The organism is Comamonas sp. JNW, from assembly GCF_003105075.1.
Lineage (GTDB): Bacteria > Pseudomonadota > Gammaproteobacteria > Burkholderiales > Burkholderiaceae_C > Comamonas > Comamonas squillarum.
The window spans coordinates 33478-49480 of the sequence record NZ_QETI01000014.1 but is presented as its reverse complement, the minus strand read 5'-3'; the positions used below and the strand labels follow the sequence as shown (position 1 = coordinate 49480).

The window sequence follows — 16003 nt, the reverse complement described above, 5'->3', positions numbered from 1 at the left end:
CGTCTTCACTCCAAAAAATCAGGCCAGCGCCGGTACTGGCAGGGGATAAGAGGCGGCCGCCGGTGGCACCAGTGCATCCTCGCGCTGCCAGCCCAGCGCCGGCGCCACGTACTGCGCGGTCAGCGCAATCGAGCGCAGGATGTCGGCATGCGGCGGGTCGATCGAATGCACCTGGAAGGAGATATCGGTCGCCCGCGCCAGCGCCGTGTCAGCGCGCAGCGAGGCAATCACCTCATCGGGCTTGCCCACATGTACGTCGTAGGCGGCCAGCAGCTGCGCCAGCGGTGCATCCGGTCCCCACTGGCTGGCCGGGCCGCCCGGGTTGGCAGCGGCTGCACGCGCCAGGCTGCGGCGCAGGCCCAGCTCGGCCAGCTGCAAGGCACGCTGGCGGTCCTCGGCCACAAACAGGGTGCGCGATCCCAGGATGCGCGGCGCAGCACCTGCCGGCAATGCCGCCAGGTAGGTGTCGATCAAGGGGTTCTGGATATCGGCCAGGCTGGCATGCGGTGCCTCGGCGCTGCGCGGCTGGGTGCGTGACAGCATCAGCCCGTCGCCAGCCAGGCCGGCGCGCTCGGCGCCGGCGGCCGAGAACGTGGCCTGCCAGATGCGCGACAACAGCTGCGGCCCTGCTGGGTAGAGACGATCGCCGCCGGGCAGCGGCAGCCCCGCCCAGGCATTGCGCAGCACGGCCAGGTGCTGCGCATAGATGCGGGCGCGGTCGTCGCTGCGCAGGCCAAAGGCGCTAAAGGATTCGGGCGTGCCACCGGTGCCCACGCCAAATTCCAGCCGGCCGCCCGAGAGCAGATCGAGCACCACCGCGTCTTCGGCAACGCGGATCGGGTTTTCCATCGGCAAGGTGACAATGCCGGTGCCCAGGCGGATGCGCTGCGTGCGCGCGGCCACATGGCTCAGAAACACCAGCGGTGCAGGCAGGCCGCCTTCGGCTTCATGAAAGTGGTGCTGCGCGACCCAGGCCGTGTCAAAGCCATGGGCTTCGGCATGCTGGATCTGCGCGGTCACCAGGCGGTAGCGCTCGGCCGCGCTGGCCTGGTCCAGCAGGCGGCTGAAAAAGCCCAGACGTTTTCTAGGCGGCGAGTTGTGAGAGGGGCTCGGGTTCATGCTGGTGTTTTTTTCCGGGAATGGCGGCGATCAACTCGCGCGTATAGGCACTGCTGGGGCGCGAGAACACCTCGTCCACCGGCCCGGCATCCACCTGGCGGCCGCCCTGCAGCACCGAGACGGTGTCGGCAATCTGGCGCACCACGGCCAGGTCGTGCGAGATAAAGAGATAGGTCAGCTGCAGCTCGCGCTGGAGCTGGTCGAGCAGTGCCAGAATCTGCGCCTGCACGGTCACATCAAGGGCGGACACGGCCTCGTCCAGCACCAGCACGCGGGGCTGCAGAATCAGCGCCCGGGCAATGGCCACACGCTGGCGCTGGCCGCCCGAGAGCGCGCGCGGCCGGCGTGTCAGCACCGAAGGCGGCAGGCCCACGCGGGCCAGCATGTCATGCACGCGGCGCTCGCGCTCGGCCGGCGCCAGGCGCTCAAAGTTCAGCAGTGGCTCTTCGATGATCGCGTAAATGCTCTGGCGCGGATCGAGCGAGCTGAACGGGTTCTGGTAGACCAGCTGCACCGTCTTGCGGAACTGGCGCAAGGCCTCGCCGCGCAAGGCCGTCACATCCACGCCCTCCACCATGATGCTGCCCGATGTGGGCTTGCCAAAGCCGACCACGTCGCGGATGGTCGTGGTCTTGCCGGAGCCGGACTCGCCCACGATGGCATGCGTGCTGCCCCGGGGCACGTCAAACGAGATGCCATCGACCGCCCGGAACAGACCCCGCTGGCCCGCCACCGCAAAGTCATGCACCAGATCGCGCACCACAATCGCCGGCTCCGCATCCAGGGCCCTTGGCGTCCGCGCCGGCGCCGTGCCGAGCGATGGCGCATCGGCCAGCAACTGGCGCGTATAGCGGCTTTGCGGATTGCGCAGCACATCGGCCGTGGGCCCCTGCTCCTGGATGCGGCCGGCCTGCAGAACGACCAGGCGGTTGGCGCGGTCGGCGGCCACGCCCAGGTCGTGCGTGACCAGCAGCACGGCAGTGCCAAACTCGCGGCGCAGGTCGTCGATCAGGTCCAGAATGCGGCGCTGCACCGTCACATCGAGCGCGCTGGTCGGTTCATCGGCAATGATCAGCGCTGGCTGCAGCGCAATCGCGATGGCGATCAGCACGCGCTGCTTCATGCCGCCCGAGAGCTCATGCGGAAACTGGCGTGCGCGCAGCTCGGGCTGCGACAGCCCCACTTTTTGCAGCAGCTCCAGCACGCGCTGGGCAATCTGCTGTTTGTCGCGCCAGCCATGCAGGCGCAGCATCTCGCCGACCTGGTCGCCCACGGTGCGCACCGGGTTCAGCGAGGTGGTCGGGTCCTGCGGAATCAGGCTGACCACCTTGCCACGCAGTACTTGCAGTTGGCGCTGCGACCAGCCGGCCACGTCCTGGCCGTTGATGCGGATGCTGCCAGCCTGTACCCGGCCGTTGTCGGCCAGCAGGCCCATGATGGACTGTGCGGTGGTCGTCTTGCCCGAGCCGGACTCGCCCACCAGGGCCAGCACCTCGCCGGCGGCGATGGAAAACGAGACCTCGTGCACAGTGCGCTGCTCGGCCTGGCCATCGTGGTAGGCGATCGACAGGTTCTCCACCTGCAAAACGGGAATGGCAGTGTCCGTCATGCGCGCCTCCGGGTCAGATCGGCGCTGATATGGTTGGCCGCCAGCACCACCGCTGCCACCAGCAGGCCGGGCGCGGCCGTCAGCCACCAGGCGGTGGAGATGTAGTTACGGCCTTCGGCAATCAACAGACCCCACTCGGGTGTGGGTGGTGGCGCGCCATAGCCCAGAAAGCCCAAGGTGGAGATCGCCAGAATGGCCGAGCCAAACTGCAGCGCCGCCAGCGCGATCACCGAGGTCAGCGAATTGGGCAGCACATGGCGCCAGAGCACGGCGGCAAAGCGCCCGCCACTGCCCAGTGCGGCCTCCACATAGTCAGAGCGGCGCACCCGCACCACTTCCGAGCGCAGCAGCCGCGCAAAGCTGGCCACCGATACGACCCCCACGGCCAGCGCGGCATTCACCGTGCCAAAGCCCAGGATGATGATCACCGACAGCGACAGCAGCAGCGAGGGCACCGACAGCAGCACACCGACGATGCGCATCACCACATCCTCCACCCAGCCGCCCGTAGCGCCTGCGACCAGGCCCAGCAGACTGCCCAGCACCAGGCCCACACTGACGGCCACAAAGGCGCCGCTGAGCGAGTGCACCGCGCCATAGACCAGACGCGCATAGCTGTCGCGGCCCAGCGCGTCCGTTCCCAGCCAATGGGCGGCGCTGGGCGCCTGCAGCTGCTGGCCGGCGGTGCCCAGCACCGGGTTGTAGCTGGTAAACAGGCCCGGTGCGATGGCCCACAAGGCCACCAGCGCCAGCACACCCCAGGCCAGCAACAGGCCCAGCGGTGCGGCGCGCAGGCGCTGCAAGGCGGCAGCAAAGATCGCAGCGCGGCGCGGCGCGGCAAGCCGCTGCGGCGGCGCCTGCACCGCCGCACTGGCAGCGCCACGGGCTGCGCCCAACAGGGCCGGCTCGGCGGCCAGGGCCCCCAGGCCGGCGGGTGATGAAGTGCTTGCAGACATGGTCAAACTCCCAAACGGTTGCGCAAACGCGGATCGAACAGCGGGTAGAGCAAGTCCACCACCAGATTGATCAAAACAAAGGCGGTGGCAGAGATGACCACGACCGCCTGCAGCACGGCGCTGTCCTGGTTGCCGACAGCCTGCTGCGTGAGGCTCCCCAGGCCATTGAGCCCAAAGACGGCCTCGGTCACGACGGCGCCGCCCAGCAGCTCGCCAAACAGCACGCCGGCCATCGTCAGCATCGGCAGTGCAGCGTTGCCGGCCACATGGCGCAGCAACACCCACAGGCGCGGCGCGCCCTTGGCGCGGGCCACGGCCACAAAGGGCTGGGTCAGCACCTCGTCCACATTGCGCAGCAGGATCTGCGCCAGCGGCGCGGCAATGGGGATCGCCAAGGTCAAGGTCGGCAGCACCAGGCCCTGCCATTTGCCGGGGTTGATCACGGGGATCCAGCCCAGGCGGAACGAGACCAGCTGGATCAGCACAATGCCCAGCCAGAACACGGGCACCGAGACAAACACCGAAGGCAGCGCATAGAGCGCGCCGCGCAGCCAGCGCCAGGGTGCCAACTGGGCCAGCAGCGCCAGCACCAGGGCCAGCACCAGCGCCAAGGCAAAGCCCAGCCCCGCCAGCCGCAAGGTGGGCGGCAGGCTGGTGGCCAGCCCCTGGCTGACCGGCACGCCCGCCTGCAGCGAGTAACCAAAGTTGCCGCTGACAAAGCCCGTCAGGCTGTGCCAGTACTGCTGCCACACGGGCTGGTCCGCGCCATAGGCGGCGCGGATGTCGGCCACCTCCTGCGGGCTCAGGCCCAGCTCGGGGCTCAAGAACTTGATCAGCAGCGCATCGCCCGGCAGCAGCTGCAGCAGCACGAAGGACGCGGTGAACGCCGCCCACAGCACCAAGAGCGCCTGGGCACTGCGCCGGGCCAGGTAGGGATAGAAGGACATCGGGATGCTCCTTGCCGCTCAGCGGGGCTGCGCCTTAGCGCTTGGCCAGCCAGGTGCTGTAAAAGCTCGGGCGCCCCACCGCCTCAAAGCCCACCTCGCGCACCCAGGGGGCTGCGGCAAAGGCCTGCGGCTCTTCAAAAATGGGGATCACATAGGCCTGGTCGATCAGGTAGTTCTGCACATCGGCCGTCAGCGCCAGGCGCTTTTGCGTATCGGTCTGCGCGGCAATCGCCTCCAGCAAGCCATTGAGCTGCGGATCGACAAAGCCCTTGACCTTCTGGCTCACGCCGCCTTGCTGCAGCAGCACGTTGCGGTTGGTCGGGTAGTAGTTGCTCTTGATCACATCGGGATCGGCGCGGCCCACCATGCCGGGGGCGACCGGGGTTTTTTCCGGGTCCAGGTTGTCGACAACGCGCACGCCGGCATCGCCACTCAGCACCTGCAGTTTGACCCCCACCTTGCCCCACTGCTGGGCCACCAGTTGCAGGGTTTCCTTGTTCTGCGGCTGGGGCAGCGAATCGTAGGCAGCCAGCACCAGCGCGCGGCCGTCCTTTTGGCGGATGCCATCGGGCCCGGGCGTCCAGCCCGCGCTGTCAAGCAGCTGCTGGGCCTTTTGCGGGTCGTAGGCCAGCTTGCCCGCCAGGTTGACATAGCCCTGCGCGCTGGCCGCGATCACCGAGGTGGCCTGCGGGTAGTTGTGCGAGAACAGGGTCTGCACGACCTCCTGGGTATTGGTGGCGTGCAGCAGCGCCTGGCGCACTTTCAGATCTGCCACCAGCGCGTTGTCGGGGCGGAAAACAATGCTGTTGTTCACGCCACGTGTGGACGGCGCGTAGATGACGAACTTCTGCTCCTCCACCCGCTTTTCGTCATAGGCCTGCACCTGGCGGATCACGCCGGCCTGACCCGACAGCAGCGCGCCAATGCGCACGCTGTCTTCCGGCGTCACGATAAAGCGCACTTCATCGAGCCGCGCTCGGCCCTGGTGCGCCAGCTGCGCCGGGCCCCAGCTGTAGTCCTTGCGGGCCGACAGCAGCAGCTCCTTGCCCAGCGTTTCGCTCGCCACCACAAAGGGGCCCGAGCCAATGATCTTGGTGGCGTCACCCAGCTCGTCAAACGGGCGCTCCAGCGTCTGCAAAGCAACCAGGCCCGAGCCGATCACCGAGGTGCCCTGCAGGAAGCCCGGCGAGGGCTTGCTGAAATAGAACTTCACCGTCAGCGGGCCCAGCACCTCGCTGCGCTCGTAGTTGTTGATGACCTCGGACACCGGCAGCTTGAGCGCCTTGTTGCCGCGCCCATAGGTGTCAAAGTTCTTGGCCACCGCTGCTGCATCGAGCGGCGTGCCGTCGGAGAAAGTCACGCCCGGGCGCAGCTCGAACGTGAACTCGGTAGCCGTGTCGTTGATGGTCCAGCTCTTGGCAATCCAGGGCTGGATCTCCAGCGTCTTGGGGTCCTGGTAGGTGAGCTTGTCTGTTATCTGGTTGAGCACACCGCCATTGGGGTAGAAGCCACCGGCTGGCGGGTAGAGGTTGGTATGCGCCTGCTGCTCCAGGTACACCAGCGCGCCACCGCTGACAGGGCCGGTATCGGTCTTGGCCTCGGCCACGCCCTCGTTCTTGGAGCAGGCCGACAGCAGCCCGCCCAGCGCCAGCAGCGCCGCACTCCATAGCGCCAATTTTTTGAATTTATTTGCTTTCACCACCACACACCACCCTCGCTAACCATCGGGCAACCTTGCCTGCACCGGCGCGCCAACCGCGGCCACCGGCCAGCAGCACCTTTGTTGAAAATGCCGCCATCTGGGTTTGTCATGCTAGACATTTAGCGCGTGGCGAGAAGGTATTTTTCGGAGCATCGATATGCGCAAACCAAGGAAGCGCGCGGCCACCAGGCCCGCTGCCGCATAGAGGGTTTGCGCATAAGCACATGCGCAGCGGCTGCATATGCACATGCGATCTGCGCAGTTCACGCGCAGGCTCTCAACACCAACAATGGTCTTCGGCATGCATCACCTCCCGCCGATGCAGCACATTTCCAAGAGACTCCATGAGTGCAAGCCCTGCTACCTTGAATGACTACCTGGCTGAAAAGCGCGGCGCCGTGTTGGCCCGCGATGCCCAGATCGATGCCGGCACGGCCCAGGCCACGGCCCTGCGTGCCACCGTGAGCGCCGAAGGGCGCAGCGGCGTGCGCCGCATCCGTATCCGCGAGCACCAGGTCATCAGCGACAGCCCGCCGAGCTTTGCCGGCTACAACCTGGGGCCCAGTTCGCCCGAGCTGCAGCTGGGTGTGCTGGGCAGCTGCGTCACCCATATCTTTCTGATCCAGGCATCGGCGCAGCAGGTGCCGCTGACCAGCCTGGAGGTGGAGGTGAGCGGCGTGATCGACCCGCGCGCGGGCAAGCCCGGCCACGAGGCCACGCCGGTATGGCCCCACGACATTGCCTACACCGTGCATATCGACTCGCCCGCGCCGCGCGCCGACATCGATGCGCTGTTTGCCGCCGTCGAGCAGACCTGCCCAATCCTGAACCTGCTGCGCCAGCCGCAGACCATCCGCGCCACCGTCGAGCACAGCGATTCGCTGGCCCAGACACACAAGCAAGCGGCCTGATTCCCCTCCTCCCCTTTTACGGATATCTCCCATGGCACTGACACTTGACCACATCGTGATCGCGGTCCACGACCTCGACAAAACCATTGACGACTACGCGGCCCTTGGCTTTACCGTTGTGCGCGGCGGTGAACACCCCGGCCGCCCCACCCACAATGCGCTGGTGGTGTTTGAGGACGGCGCCTATTTCGAGCTGATCGCCTGGCGCAGCCCCGCGCCGCAGGACCGCTGGTGGCAGCTGCTGGACCAGCATGGCGAAGGCATCATCGACTTTGCGCTGCTGCCCACCAGCACCGCCGAGGTGATTATTGCGGCCAAGGCGCGCGGCCTGGAGTTGCAAGGCCCGCTGGATGGCGGCCGCCTGCGCCCCGATGGCGAAAAGCTGCAATGGCAGACCGGCCGCCCGCACACGCATGACCTGCCCTTCCTCTGCGGCGACATCACACCACGCAAGCTGCGCGTGCCCGAAGGTGAAGTGCGCCAGCATGCCAACGGCGCCACCGGTGTGGCGCGCCTGACCGTCGCCGTCAGCGACCTGCTGCAAAGCCTGGAGCGCTACCGCGCCTTGCTGGGCGATGGCGCGCACATCCACGCGGCTGACGGCGGCAGCAGCGCCACGATTGCGCTGGGCAACAGCGTGCTGGAGCTGACGCAGACGGCGCCGCAACTGCAGAGCAAGGGCGAAGGGCCGTTCGTGATTGCGCTCAAGGGTGGCACGGGCAGCTGGGACCAGGCTGCTGCCAAGCTGGCGCATGGGGCAGCCATTGCGTTTGAGAAAACGGAGCCGGCGAGCAAGGCCAACAGCAGCCTGGCCACCGCCTAAGCTGTCAAGCCAGACGAGCTCTCAATACACATCACGCCGGTAGCGCCCGGCCAGCGCCAGCGCATCCACCTCCGCGGCACCCAGAACCTGGCGCAGCACCGCATCCACGCCCTGCGCCATGCCCTGCTGGCTGCCGCAGACATAGATCGCAGCGCCGCACGCGACCCAGTCGCGCAGGCGCTGCGCTTGGCGCTCCAGCAACTGCTGCACATAGCAAGGGTCGGTGGCATCGCGGGACCAGGCGCGGTCCAGGCGCTCCAGCTGGCCAGCGGCCAGCCACTGCTGCAGTTGTGCGTCCAGCAGCGCATCCTCATCAGCACGGCGCTCGCCAAACACCAGCCACTGGTCAGAGCGCCCTTGCACCATGCGCGCGCGGATATGGCTGCACAGCCCTGCCAAGCCGGTGCCATTGCCGATCAGCAGCAAAGGGCGCTCGGCGTTGTCACCCAACCTGAATCCACTGTGCGCACGCAGCCGCATCGGCAGCACATCACCCACGGCCATGCCCTCGCACAACCAGCCCGATGCCAGGCCCGGTGTGCCATCGGCACGCCTGCTTTGGCGCACCAGCAATTGCAGGCAGCCATCTTCGGGCACCGAGGCGATGGAGTAATCGCGGCTGCGCTGCGGATCGGCCGGCACCGCCAGCGATACCAGGTCGCCGGATTCCCAAAGCGGCAACGAGCCCGACTGCGGCTGCCAGTCGAGCAGGTACACCGGGCCGCCCTGGCTGCCGGGGTTGAGCAACTGGCGGCGGCGCAGCACCCAGGGCTGGGCGGCTTCCGGCTGGCTCCAGCCATCGCCGGCCTGGCCGGTCAGCGACTGCAGCAACTCGGCCGTCTGGCCCTGCCAGGCCATCAAGCTGGCCTCATCCCCGTTGTCCATGCACAGCACATCGGCCTTGGCGCCTTGCTGCTGCAGCCACTGCTGCACGCGCAGGCCAAAGGCGCAGAAGGCGGCGTATTCGCTGTCGCCCAGCGCCAGCACATGGGCGTTGTGCCCGGGCAGCGGCAGCGCCTGCTCCAGCACCTGGCGCACAAATGGCAGCGCGTCGTCGGGCGCATCGCCCTCGCCGGTGGTGGACAGCAGCCACAGGCTCTGCGCGCAGGCCTGCAGGTCGGCCAGGCGCAGCGCCTGCACCGGCCGCAGTTGCACCGCGCAGCCGCCGGCATGCAGCACGCGCGCGGTCTCATGCGCCAGGGCCTCGGCCCGGCCGGTCTGGCTGGCATAGGCCACCAGCACCGGCGCGCCCTGCTGCGTACCCGCTTGCAGCGCGAGCTGCTCCTGGCGCTCGGCCCGGCGCTGGCGCCACAAGCGCCCGGCCACAGCGGCGCACAAGAGCGTATATCCAGCCACCAAGGCGGCGGCACCTGCCACCCGCGCAGGGCTTGCTATCCAATCGATCATCACTGCATGCTGCCTGCAAAACGCTGCTGCCAGGCCGGCGTCATCCGGCGCAGGCCTTGCGGCTGCCCGGCATCGGGATGGCTGTGAAAGACGGCCGCCAGCTGCTGCTGCAGCGCAAACTGCCAGCCGTCCTCGGGCCCCAGCACCGTGAGCACGGTGGCCAGCGCATCGGCATGCATGCATTCGTCGTGGTAGACGGTCACGCTGGTCAGTGCATGGGCCACTGCTTGGCCGGTGCGCGGATCCAAGCTGTGCGAAAAGCGCCGGCCCCCATGCATGAACACATGCCAGTGGTCGCCCGAGCTGGCCAGCGCGCCATCGACCAGCGGCACCGCCAGCGGCTCATCGCCGGCCACACCCGCCACGGCCACGCGCCAAGGCTGTCCGCCGGGCTTGTGCCCCCAGGTCCGAATCTCTCCGCCAATCTCCAGCAGCGCATGCTGCCAGCCCGCGGCGCGCAAGCGCTCGGCGACCCAGTCGACGGCATAGCCCTTGGCGATGCCGCTCAGGTCCAGCTGCAGGCCACCGGGCTGCAGCAATCGCCGCAGCTGCGGCTGCCACTGCAGGCGCTGGTGGCCGCAGACCTGCAGCGCGCGGTCAATAGCGGCCTGCGCAGGTGGCTGGCCGCTGTGCGGCGCGTGCGGGTCTGCACGCGGGCCAAAGCCCCAGAGCGACACCAGCGCGCCGACGGTCGGGTCATAGGCGCCATCGCAGGCGCGGGCCCAGTAAAGGGCCGCATCCAGCACCTGTGCCAACTCGAGGGGCAGCGCGTGCCAGGTATCTGCAGCGGCGCCATTGAAGCGCGAGAGGCAGGAGTCCGCCTCCCAGTTGCTCATCTGCGCGATGACGGCCTCCAGCGTTTGCTGCACAAGCGCCTGTACCGGCGCCAGCGGGGCGTAGTCGGGGTTGGCCAGGCGCAGCGACCAGGTGGTGCCCATCGTCGCGCCCTGCAGGCGGTGCAGGCTGGCATCCTGCGCATGGTGCATCGCAGGCGCCCTCCAGGCGGGGGATGCAAAGGAGTGGCCGGCCAGCGCAGGGCTTGCCGGGGCCAGCTGGCCTTCCCCCCTGGCCTGGGCCTGGGGGATCTGCCAGATGCCGGCGCCATAGTGGATGCGCGGTGCCGTGCTCACAGCGGCTCCGCGTTCAGCCTGGCGCATGCCCGTTGTGCAGTCACCGGCCACTGCGCCTTAAGGCAGCACTTCCAAGGTCGCGACATAGGCCAGGCGGCGTTCCTTGGCGATGGGGGTCGAGGTCTTGTCGTCCTTGACGTCGGCGTCCAGCCAGTACATGCCGGCGGTGGGGAACTTGACCTTGACCTGGCCCTGGGCATCGGTCTTGAGCTTGATCTCGTTGACGGCATCGCGATAGCGCTTGCCATCGGGCACCAGCACCACTTCGACATCGGCAGCCGGCTTGCCATCGACGTGGAAGGCAAAGGTGGCTTCCTCACCGGTGACCAGATCGTTGGGGTGGGTCACAGGCACCAGCTCCAGGCCCTTGCCGCTCAAACGCAGCGGGCTGGGCTTGCCCATGGTCACAAAGGTCTCGATGCGGCTGATGCTTTCTGCGACGCGCACTTCCTTGGCATCGGCGGGGATCTGCTTGGCGATCTCGTCGGCGCTGCCGCGCAGCCGCTTCATCTGGCCGGCCGAATCCTTGTAGGAACCCATGACGCCGCTGTTGACGATGGCCAGCTGGTAGGTGCCCGCTTGCTCGGGTTTGAGGTCAAACACGCTGCGCAGCTCGCCCTTGTGCGCATTCTTGGGCTCCACCGTGCTGCCATCGGGCGCCGTGATCACCAGTTTGTCCAGGCCCAGCGGGCGGTGGTTGAAGAAGAACATGTCATTGGACACGGCGGCATCGACCGTGACCCAGTCCGCCTTGGACAGCACGGTGCTCGAAGGCTTCATCCAGACGCTGTGGGCCTGGGCGCCGATGGCGGCGCAGCCGAGCGCCAGCGCGGCGGCAATACGGGTGGCAGAAAACATGGGGACTCTCCTCAAAAATGTAGGTGTGGTGGATCAGGGCTTGAGTTCGAGCTTGATCTCGCCCAGCTCCGTCTTGCCCTGGGCCGACAGGCTGGTGGCCTGCTTGGCGGGCCACTCAAAAGGAATGCTCAGCAGCTCGCGGCCACCGACTTCGCGTGCGGCCTCGATCTGCAGCTTGTACTGGCCCGGCTCCAGCTTGGGCAGCGGGTTGCTGCCTTCGGAGAACGACAGCGCATGCTTGCCTGCCGGCTTGGTCGGCTGGGTCACGCCATCGATGGGCACGCTCAGCTCGCGGCCTGTGCGGCGCCACCACTGGCGCATGTCCTTGAGCCATTTGGCGCCTTCGGCATCGCGCTTTTTCACTTCGTACCAGACCGACAGGTTGGCCGCCACTGTTCCATCGGCGCGCTCCAGCCAGACGGCCACATAGGGGCGGTGGTATTCGGCCACCTCCAGGCGTGGCAGCTCCACCCCCAGATTCAGCCCACCGGCAACGGCCGGCAGCCCAGCCACCGCCGTCAAGGCCACGGTGAAACGCGAAACAGTGCTTGTCATGTGCTCTCCTCAGAAAAAGTCGGTGTGGGTGGGGTCAGTGCACCAACAGCAGCGCCAGCAGCGCCGGGACCAGCAGCCCCAGGCCCACCATGGGCCAGGTCATCGGGCGGCGGCCGGCATGCATCTGCAAGATGAACAAACCCGTGATGCAGAACACCAGGCAGGCGCCCGCAAAAATGTCGATGAACCAGGTCCAGGCCAGGCCGGCATGGCGGCCCTTGTGCAAATCGTTGAAGTAGGAGATCCAGCCCCGGTCGGTGGATTCATGCTCGGCCTGCCCATCGCCCAGCGCAATGCGCACCCAGGCATCACCGCCTGGCCGAGGCAAGGCCACATAGACCTCATCCTCATTCCACTCCACCGCACGCTGGCGGGTGTCGGCGCCCAGCTCGGCGCGCAGCCAGCCTTGCACGTCGGCGGGCAGCGCCTGGGCTGCGTCTGCGCCCTCTTTGTGGCGCGTTGCAGCCTGCTGCAGGCCCTGCAGCAGCGGCGCGGGCAAGCTGCCCTCGCGCAATACCACGGTCGGCTTGGCCTCTATCTGCCCGGCATGGTTGAGCGTAAAGCCCGTCACCGCAAACAGCAGCATGCCCACCAGGCAGATGGCGGAGCTGACCCAGTGCCATTCATGCAAGGTCTTGAGCCAGTAGGCCCGCTGCGAGGAGGAAGACGCGTTGGCTTTCATGCGGAGAGAGGCAGGTTTCGGACCCGGCAGAGGGGAATGCCTGCGCCGGGCAAAAGCAGGGATTTTAAGGAAAATAAATGCTAATGACTCTCATTTTCAAATACTTTACCCAGTGGAGACATGGGCAGAGCTCAGGTCTCTGCCCACATGCGCAGCAGGTTGTGGTAGTGGCCCGTCAGGGCGACGGTGTCTTCCGTCTCGCCCAGCTGGTTGCGCAGCCGCTGGATGCTCTGGTCCAGTTCGAACAGCATCGTGCGCCGCGCATCATCGCGCACGAGGCTCTGGGTCCAGAAGAACGAGCTGACCCGCTCACCTCGCGTGACCGGCTCGACCCGGTGCAGGCTGGATGAGGGGTAGAGGATCAGGTCGCCGGCAGGCAGCTTGACTTCGTGCGTGCCGTAGGTATCGACCACCACCAGCTCGCCGCCGTCGTAGTCCTCGGGGTCCGACAGGAACAAGGTCGAGGACACATCGGTGCGCAGCCACTGCGCCTGTCCGGCCTCCCGGCGCGCAGCGCCGTCCACATGCAGGCCATAGGTTTCGCTTTCGGCATAGCGGTTGAACAGCGGCGCCATCGTGCGCGCCGGCAACGCGGCCTGAAAGAACAGCGTATTGGCCGCCAGCGCGCGTTCGATGATGCGCCCCTGCTCCAGCGCCACCGGTGAGGTCTCGGGCAGTTGCCGGTTGCGCTTGACCTGCGCGCCCTGGCTGCCAACGGTGGCTCGGCCGTCTATCCAGTCGGCCGCATCGATGGCAGCGCGCATGGCGGCCACCTCGTCGCGCGTGAGTACATGGGGAATGTGCAGCATCATGGTTAGAGCTCCTCCATGAAAAAAAGCCCCGGCAGACGCGGGGCTGGTACCCAAAAAGACGAATTAGAAACTAAAGTTCGCCGTCACGCGCGCCGAGCGTGGAATACCGGGGAAGTAGCGGTAGCCGCTCTTGTTGATGGCTGCCACATAGCGCTTGTCAAACAGGTTGTAGACGTTCAGCTGGATGTCCACGTTCTTGTTGATGCGGTAGCTGGCAAGTGCGTCAAACACCCAGTAGGACTCGGTGAAGTTGGGCGTGCCCACGGCGCCATCGGTGCCGCGCTTGAGGCCGCTGGAATAGCGTGCACCACCGCCGATGGTCAGGCCCGAGGAGAACTGGTAGCTGCTCCACAGCGACAGCGCATTCTTGGGCGTGTAGGTCAGGCCGCTGGAACCGTCCTGCGCCACGTTGGCGCCCGTGGCCACCTTGGTGTTCTGGATGGTGTAGCCCGCAGTCACGCCCCAGGCGGGGGTGATCTGGCCGGTGGCGCCCAGCTCCAGGCCTTGTACCGTCTTCTTGCCGGTCTGGTTCACCGAGCCGTCCGAGTCGGTCACGATCTCGTTGGTGATCTCGGTACGGAACAGTGCGCCGGTCAGCAGCACCCGCTTGTCAAGCAGCTCCCACTTGGTGCCCACTTCCGCCGTCTTGGCCTTTTGTGGGGCCAGGTTGGGATTGCCGGCATTGTTGCCCACCGCAGACAGCGTGAAGTTGCTGCCGCCCGGTGGTTGCTGGGACAGCGCATAGTTCACATACACGCTGCCATTGGGTGCGGGCTTGTACAGCAGGCCGGCCTTCCAGCTCAGCAGATTGCCCGAAGCCTGCAGGCCATCCGACGTGGTGGGCACCACGGTGCCAGCCGGGTTCGCGCCGCAAGGCTGGGTGGTGGAGGTCGCCGTGCACACGGCCATTGCGTTGTACTTGGTCTTGTAGTGGTCCCAGCGCAGGCCCATGTTGGCTTGCCACTGGTCATTGAACTGCAAGGTGTCAAAGGCATACAGCGCGACGGTGTCGGTCGTGCCCTTGCTGTCCGCACCGTTGCGCGTATAGGACGGCAGCGACACGCTGGAATCCGGGTGGTAGATGCTGACGGTGGGCACCACGCCCGTCGTCGCCAGGCCGTAATTGGTTTGCTCCTCGCGCGTCAGCTCCAGGCCGGTGCTCAGGCTGTGCTTGACCGAGCCGGTCGCAAAAGCCGTGGTCAGGTTGGTCTGGTTGGTCAGGATGCGGTTGACCTGGTCCTTGGTATTGATGTTGCGCGACATCGTCCAGGTGGAGGGATCCGCAGGATTGGGCGTCAGCAAGGAGCCCGGCGTCCAGGCGCCGGTGGTGGCGTTCTGCGAATAGCCGGTCGCCATGAAGGCCGACAGCAGGTAATCCTGCTTGGTCTGCCCCCAGCGCGTGGTGTTGCGCAAGGTGCTGCCCGGTGCAATGTCATGCTCCAGGCGCAAGGTGACCATGTCGGCGGTCACATCGTCGTGGTCCGAGGCCGTGCCGTAGAAATTGCTCGAATCCACGCGCGATGCGCTGTTCAGGAAGCTGCGATAGCCGGGATAGTTGCTGCGGTCGGGCGCACTGTAGCCGGGCAGGCCCATGGTCAGTACACCGCCGTCGGGCACATTGCTTTGCTTGACGTGCAGCAGGTTCAGGAAGACGCGCGTATCGGTGTTCAGACCAAAGGCGAACGATGGCGCCAGGCCCCAGCGGTCGTTCTTGACCTGGTCGCGGCCGGCGACCCCGGCATCCTGCACCATCGCATTGAGGCGGAATGCCGTGCCATTCTCGTGGCTCAGGCTGCGGTTCAGATCGATGGTGCTGCGCTTGTAGCTGCCGCTGCCAAAGCCCAGCGAGCCGCCAAAGCTGTCGGTCATGTTGGGCTGTTTGGTGACCATATTGATCGCGCCAGTGGGCGCGCTGCGGCCGTAATCGGTGCCGGCGGGGCCCTTGGTCACTTCGACCTGGTCGGTGTTGAACACATCGCGCGACAGCGCGCCGACGTCGCGCACACCGTCCACATAGATGCTGCTCGAGGTGTCAAAGCCGCGCATGTAGATGGCATCACCCGTGCTGGTGTTGCCGTTCTCGCCCGCGTAGAAAGTGCCAACACCCGGCACATTGCGCAGCGCTTCGGTCAGGGTGGTGGCGCCCTGCTCCTTCATGACCTGTTCCTTGACCACCGAGATCGTCTGCGTGGTGTTCACCAGCGGCTGGGTGAACTTGGGCGAGGACAGCTGGCTGGGCTCATAGCCGGTCTCCCGCGGTGCCTCCACGGTCACTTCTTTCAGCGTCACGGTCGGTGCGGGTGCGTTCTGCGCCAAAGCCGGCATGCCCAGTACCGCGATGGCAGTCGCTGCCACCAGACCGGCCTTGGGGGCAGGAACGGGAGCACCATGTTTGCGACTTTTGATATAGGTTTGTGTTGTCATAAACGAGGAAAGCAAAGTAAACAAAACGCTTGCAGATCCATCGGCTTGGATCGGAAATACCCGTCCAC

The 16003-nt window shown here is 66.6% G+C and carries 14 protein-coding genes; 2 read left to right on the top strand and 12 right to left on the bottom strand.

The genetic code is table 11. The features are described 5' to 3' along the window. Positions 1-18 precede the first annotated feature (18 nt). The 5 genes from DCO45_RS18215 to DCO45_RS18195 are packed head-to-tail and all read right to left on the bottom strand — an operon-like array spanning position 19 to position 6333. Positions 19-1119, bottom strand: a complete 1101-nt coding sequence (locus tag DCO45_RS18215; RefSeq protein ID WP_116927150.1) for a putative FMN-dependent luciferase-like monooxygenase — start codon at positions 1117-1119, stop codon at positions 19-21. Next, positions 1085-2728, bottom strand: a complete 1644-nt coding sequence (locus DCO45_RS18210) for an ABC transporter ATP-binding protein (RefSeq protein WP_116927149.1) — start codon at positions 2726-2728, stop codon at positions 1085-1087. Before DCO45_RS18210 ends, DCO45_RS18215 begins: the two co-directional genes overlap by 35 nt. After that, positions 2725-3684, bottom strand: coding sequence for an ABC transporter permease (locus DCO45_RS18205; RefSeq protein ID WP_116927148.1), 960 nt, complete (start codon positions 3682-3684; stop codon positions 2725-2727). Before DCO45_RS18205 ends, DCO45_RS18210 begins: the two co-directional genes overlap by 4 nt. A 2-nt stretch (positions 3685-3686) precedes the next feature. Next, entirely contained in the window at positions 3687-4631 is a 945-nt protein-coding gene (locus tag DCO45_RS18200; protein ID WP_116927147.1) for an ABC transporter permease, read from the bottom strand. 34 nt (positions 4632-4665) lie between these two features. After that, positions 4666-6333: a TIGR04028 family ABC transporter substrate-binding protein gene (locus DCO45_RS18195; RefSeq protein WP_116927220.1), complete on the bottom strand. Its 1668-nt coding sequence runs from the start codon at positions 6331-6333 to the stop codon at positions 4666-4668. 344 nt (positions 6334-6677) lie between these two features. On the opposite strand from DCO45_RS18195, the gene DCO45_RS18190 reads away from it, so the two are divergent. Together DCO45_RS18190 and DCO45_RS18185 are read left to right on the top strand one after the other, a co-directional pair. Then, positions 6678-7244: an OsmC family protein gene (locus DCO45_RS18190; protein ID WP_116927146.1), complete on the top strand. Its 567-nt coding sequence runs from the start codon at positions 6678-6680 to the stop codon at positions 7242-7244. Between the two features lie 31 nt (positions 7245-7275). After that, positions 7276-8067: a VOC family protein gene (locus tag DCO45_RS18185; protein WP_116927145.1), complete on the top strand. Its 792-nt coding sequence runs from the start codon at positions 7276-7278 to the stop codon at positions 8065-8067. 21 nt (positions 8068-8088) lie between these two features. Here DCO45_RS18185 and DCO45_RS18180 read toward each other — a convergent pair whose 3' ends face one another. The 7 genes from DCO45_RS18180 to DCO45_RS18150 all read right to left on the bottom strand — a co-directional run bounded on the left by DCO45_RS18180 (position 8089) and on the right by DCO45_RS18150 (position 15935). Then, positions 8089-9474: a sulfite reductase subunit alpha gene (locus DCO45_RS18180; protein WP_313900088.1), complete on the bottom strand. Its 1386-nt coding sequence runs from the start codon at positions 9472-9474 to the stop codon at positions 8089-8091. Then, positions 9474-10604: an FAD:protein FMN transferase gene (locus DCO45_RS18175; RefSeq protein ID WP_232539417.1), complete on the bottom strand. Its 1131-nt coding sequence runs from the start codon at positions 10602-10604 to the stop codon at positions 9474-9476. The genes DCO45_RS18180 and DCO45_RS18175 overlap by 1 nt, the downstream gene beginning before the upstream one ends. Before the next feature lie 57 nt (positions 10605-10661). Further along, on the bottom strand, positions 10662-11462 hold the full coding sequence (locus DCO45_RS18170) for a DUF4198 domain-containing protein (protein WP_116927143.1): 801 nt from the start codon (positions 11460-11462) through the stop codon (positions 10662-10664). A gap of 33 nt (positions 11463-11495) precedes the next feature. Further along, a complete protein-coding gene (locus DCO45_RS18165; RefSeq protein WP_116927142.1) occupies positions 11496-12017 on the bottom strand; it encodes a DUF2271 domain-containing protein in 522 nt (173 codons plus the stop codon). Between the two features lie 34 nt (positions 12018-12051). Continuing rightward, positions 12052-12699 carry a PepSY-associated TM helix domain-containing protein gene (locus DCO45_RS18160; protein ID WP_116927141.1) on the bottom strand — a complete coding sequence of 216 codons (648 nt, stop codon included), beginning with the start codon at positions 12697-12699 and terminating at the stop codon, positions 12052-12054. Positions 12700-12830: 131 nt separating this feature from the next. Further along, complete coding sequence (locus DCO45_RS18155) at positions 12831-13511, bottom strand: Fe2+-dependent dioxygenase (protein ID WP_116927140.1); 681 nt, start codon at positions 13509-13511, stop codon at positions 12831-12833. 63 nt (positions 13512-13574) lie between these two features. Next, entirely contained in the window at positions 13575-15935 is a 2361-nt protein-coding gene (locus DCO45_RS18150; protein WP_116927139.1) for a catecholate siderophore receptor Fiu, read from the bottom strand. Positions 15936-16003 lie beyond the last annotated feature (68 nt).

Coding starts and splice junctions, on each gene's coding strand:
- DCO45_RS18215 (WP_116927150.1), bottom strand. CDS start 1,119: ATGAACCCGAGCCCCTCTCACAACTCGCCGCCTAGAAAACGTCTGGGC.
- DCO45_RS18170 (WP_116927143.1), bottom strand. CDS start 11,462: ATGTTTTCTGCCACCCGTATTGCCGCCGCGCTGGCGCTCGGCTGCGCC.
- DCO45_RS18210 (WP_116927149.1), bottom strand. CDS start 2,728: ATGACGGACACTGCCATTCCCGTTTTGCAGGTGGAGAACCTGTCGATC.
- DCO45_RS18165 (WP_116927142.1), bottom strand. CDS start 12,017: ATGACAAGCACTGTTTCGCGTTTCACCGTGGCCTTGACGGCGGTGGCT.
- DCO45_RS18155 (WP_116927140.1), bottom strand. CDS start 13,511: ATGATGCTGCACATTCCCCATGTACTCACGCGCGACGAGGTGGCCGCC.
- DCO45_RS18150 (WP_116927139.1), bottom strand. CDS start 15,935: ATGACAACACAAACCTATATCAAAAGTCGCAAACATGGTGCTCCCGTT.
- DCO45_RS18180 (WP_313900088.1), bottom strand. CDS start 9,474: ATGATCGATTGGATAGCAAGCCCTGCGCGGGTGGCAGGTGCCGCCGCC.
- DCO45_RS18205 (WP_116927148.1), bottom strand. CDS start 3,684: ATGTCTGCAAGCACTTCATCACCCGCCGGCCTGGGGGCCCTGGCCGCC.
- DCO45_RS18200 (WP_116927147.1), bottom strand. CDS start 4,631: ATGTCCTTCTATCCCTACCTGGCCCGGCGCAGTGCCCAGGCGCTCTTG.
- DCO45_RS18185 (WP_116927145.1), top strand. CDS start 7,276: ATGGCACTGACACTTGACCACATCGTGATCGCGGTCCACGACCTCGAC.
- DCO45_RS18160 (WP_116927141.1), bottom strand. CDS start 12,699: ATGAAAGCCAACGCGTCTTCCTCCTCGCAGCGGGCCTACTGGCTCAAG.
- DCO45_RS18190 (WP_116927146.1), top strand. CDS start 6,678: ATGAGTGCAAGCCCTGCTACCTTGAATGACTACCTGGCTGAAAAGCGC.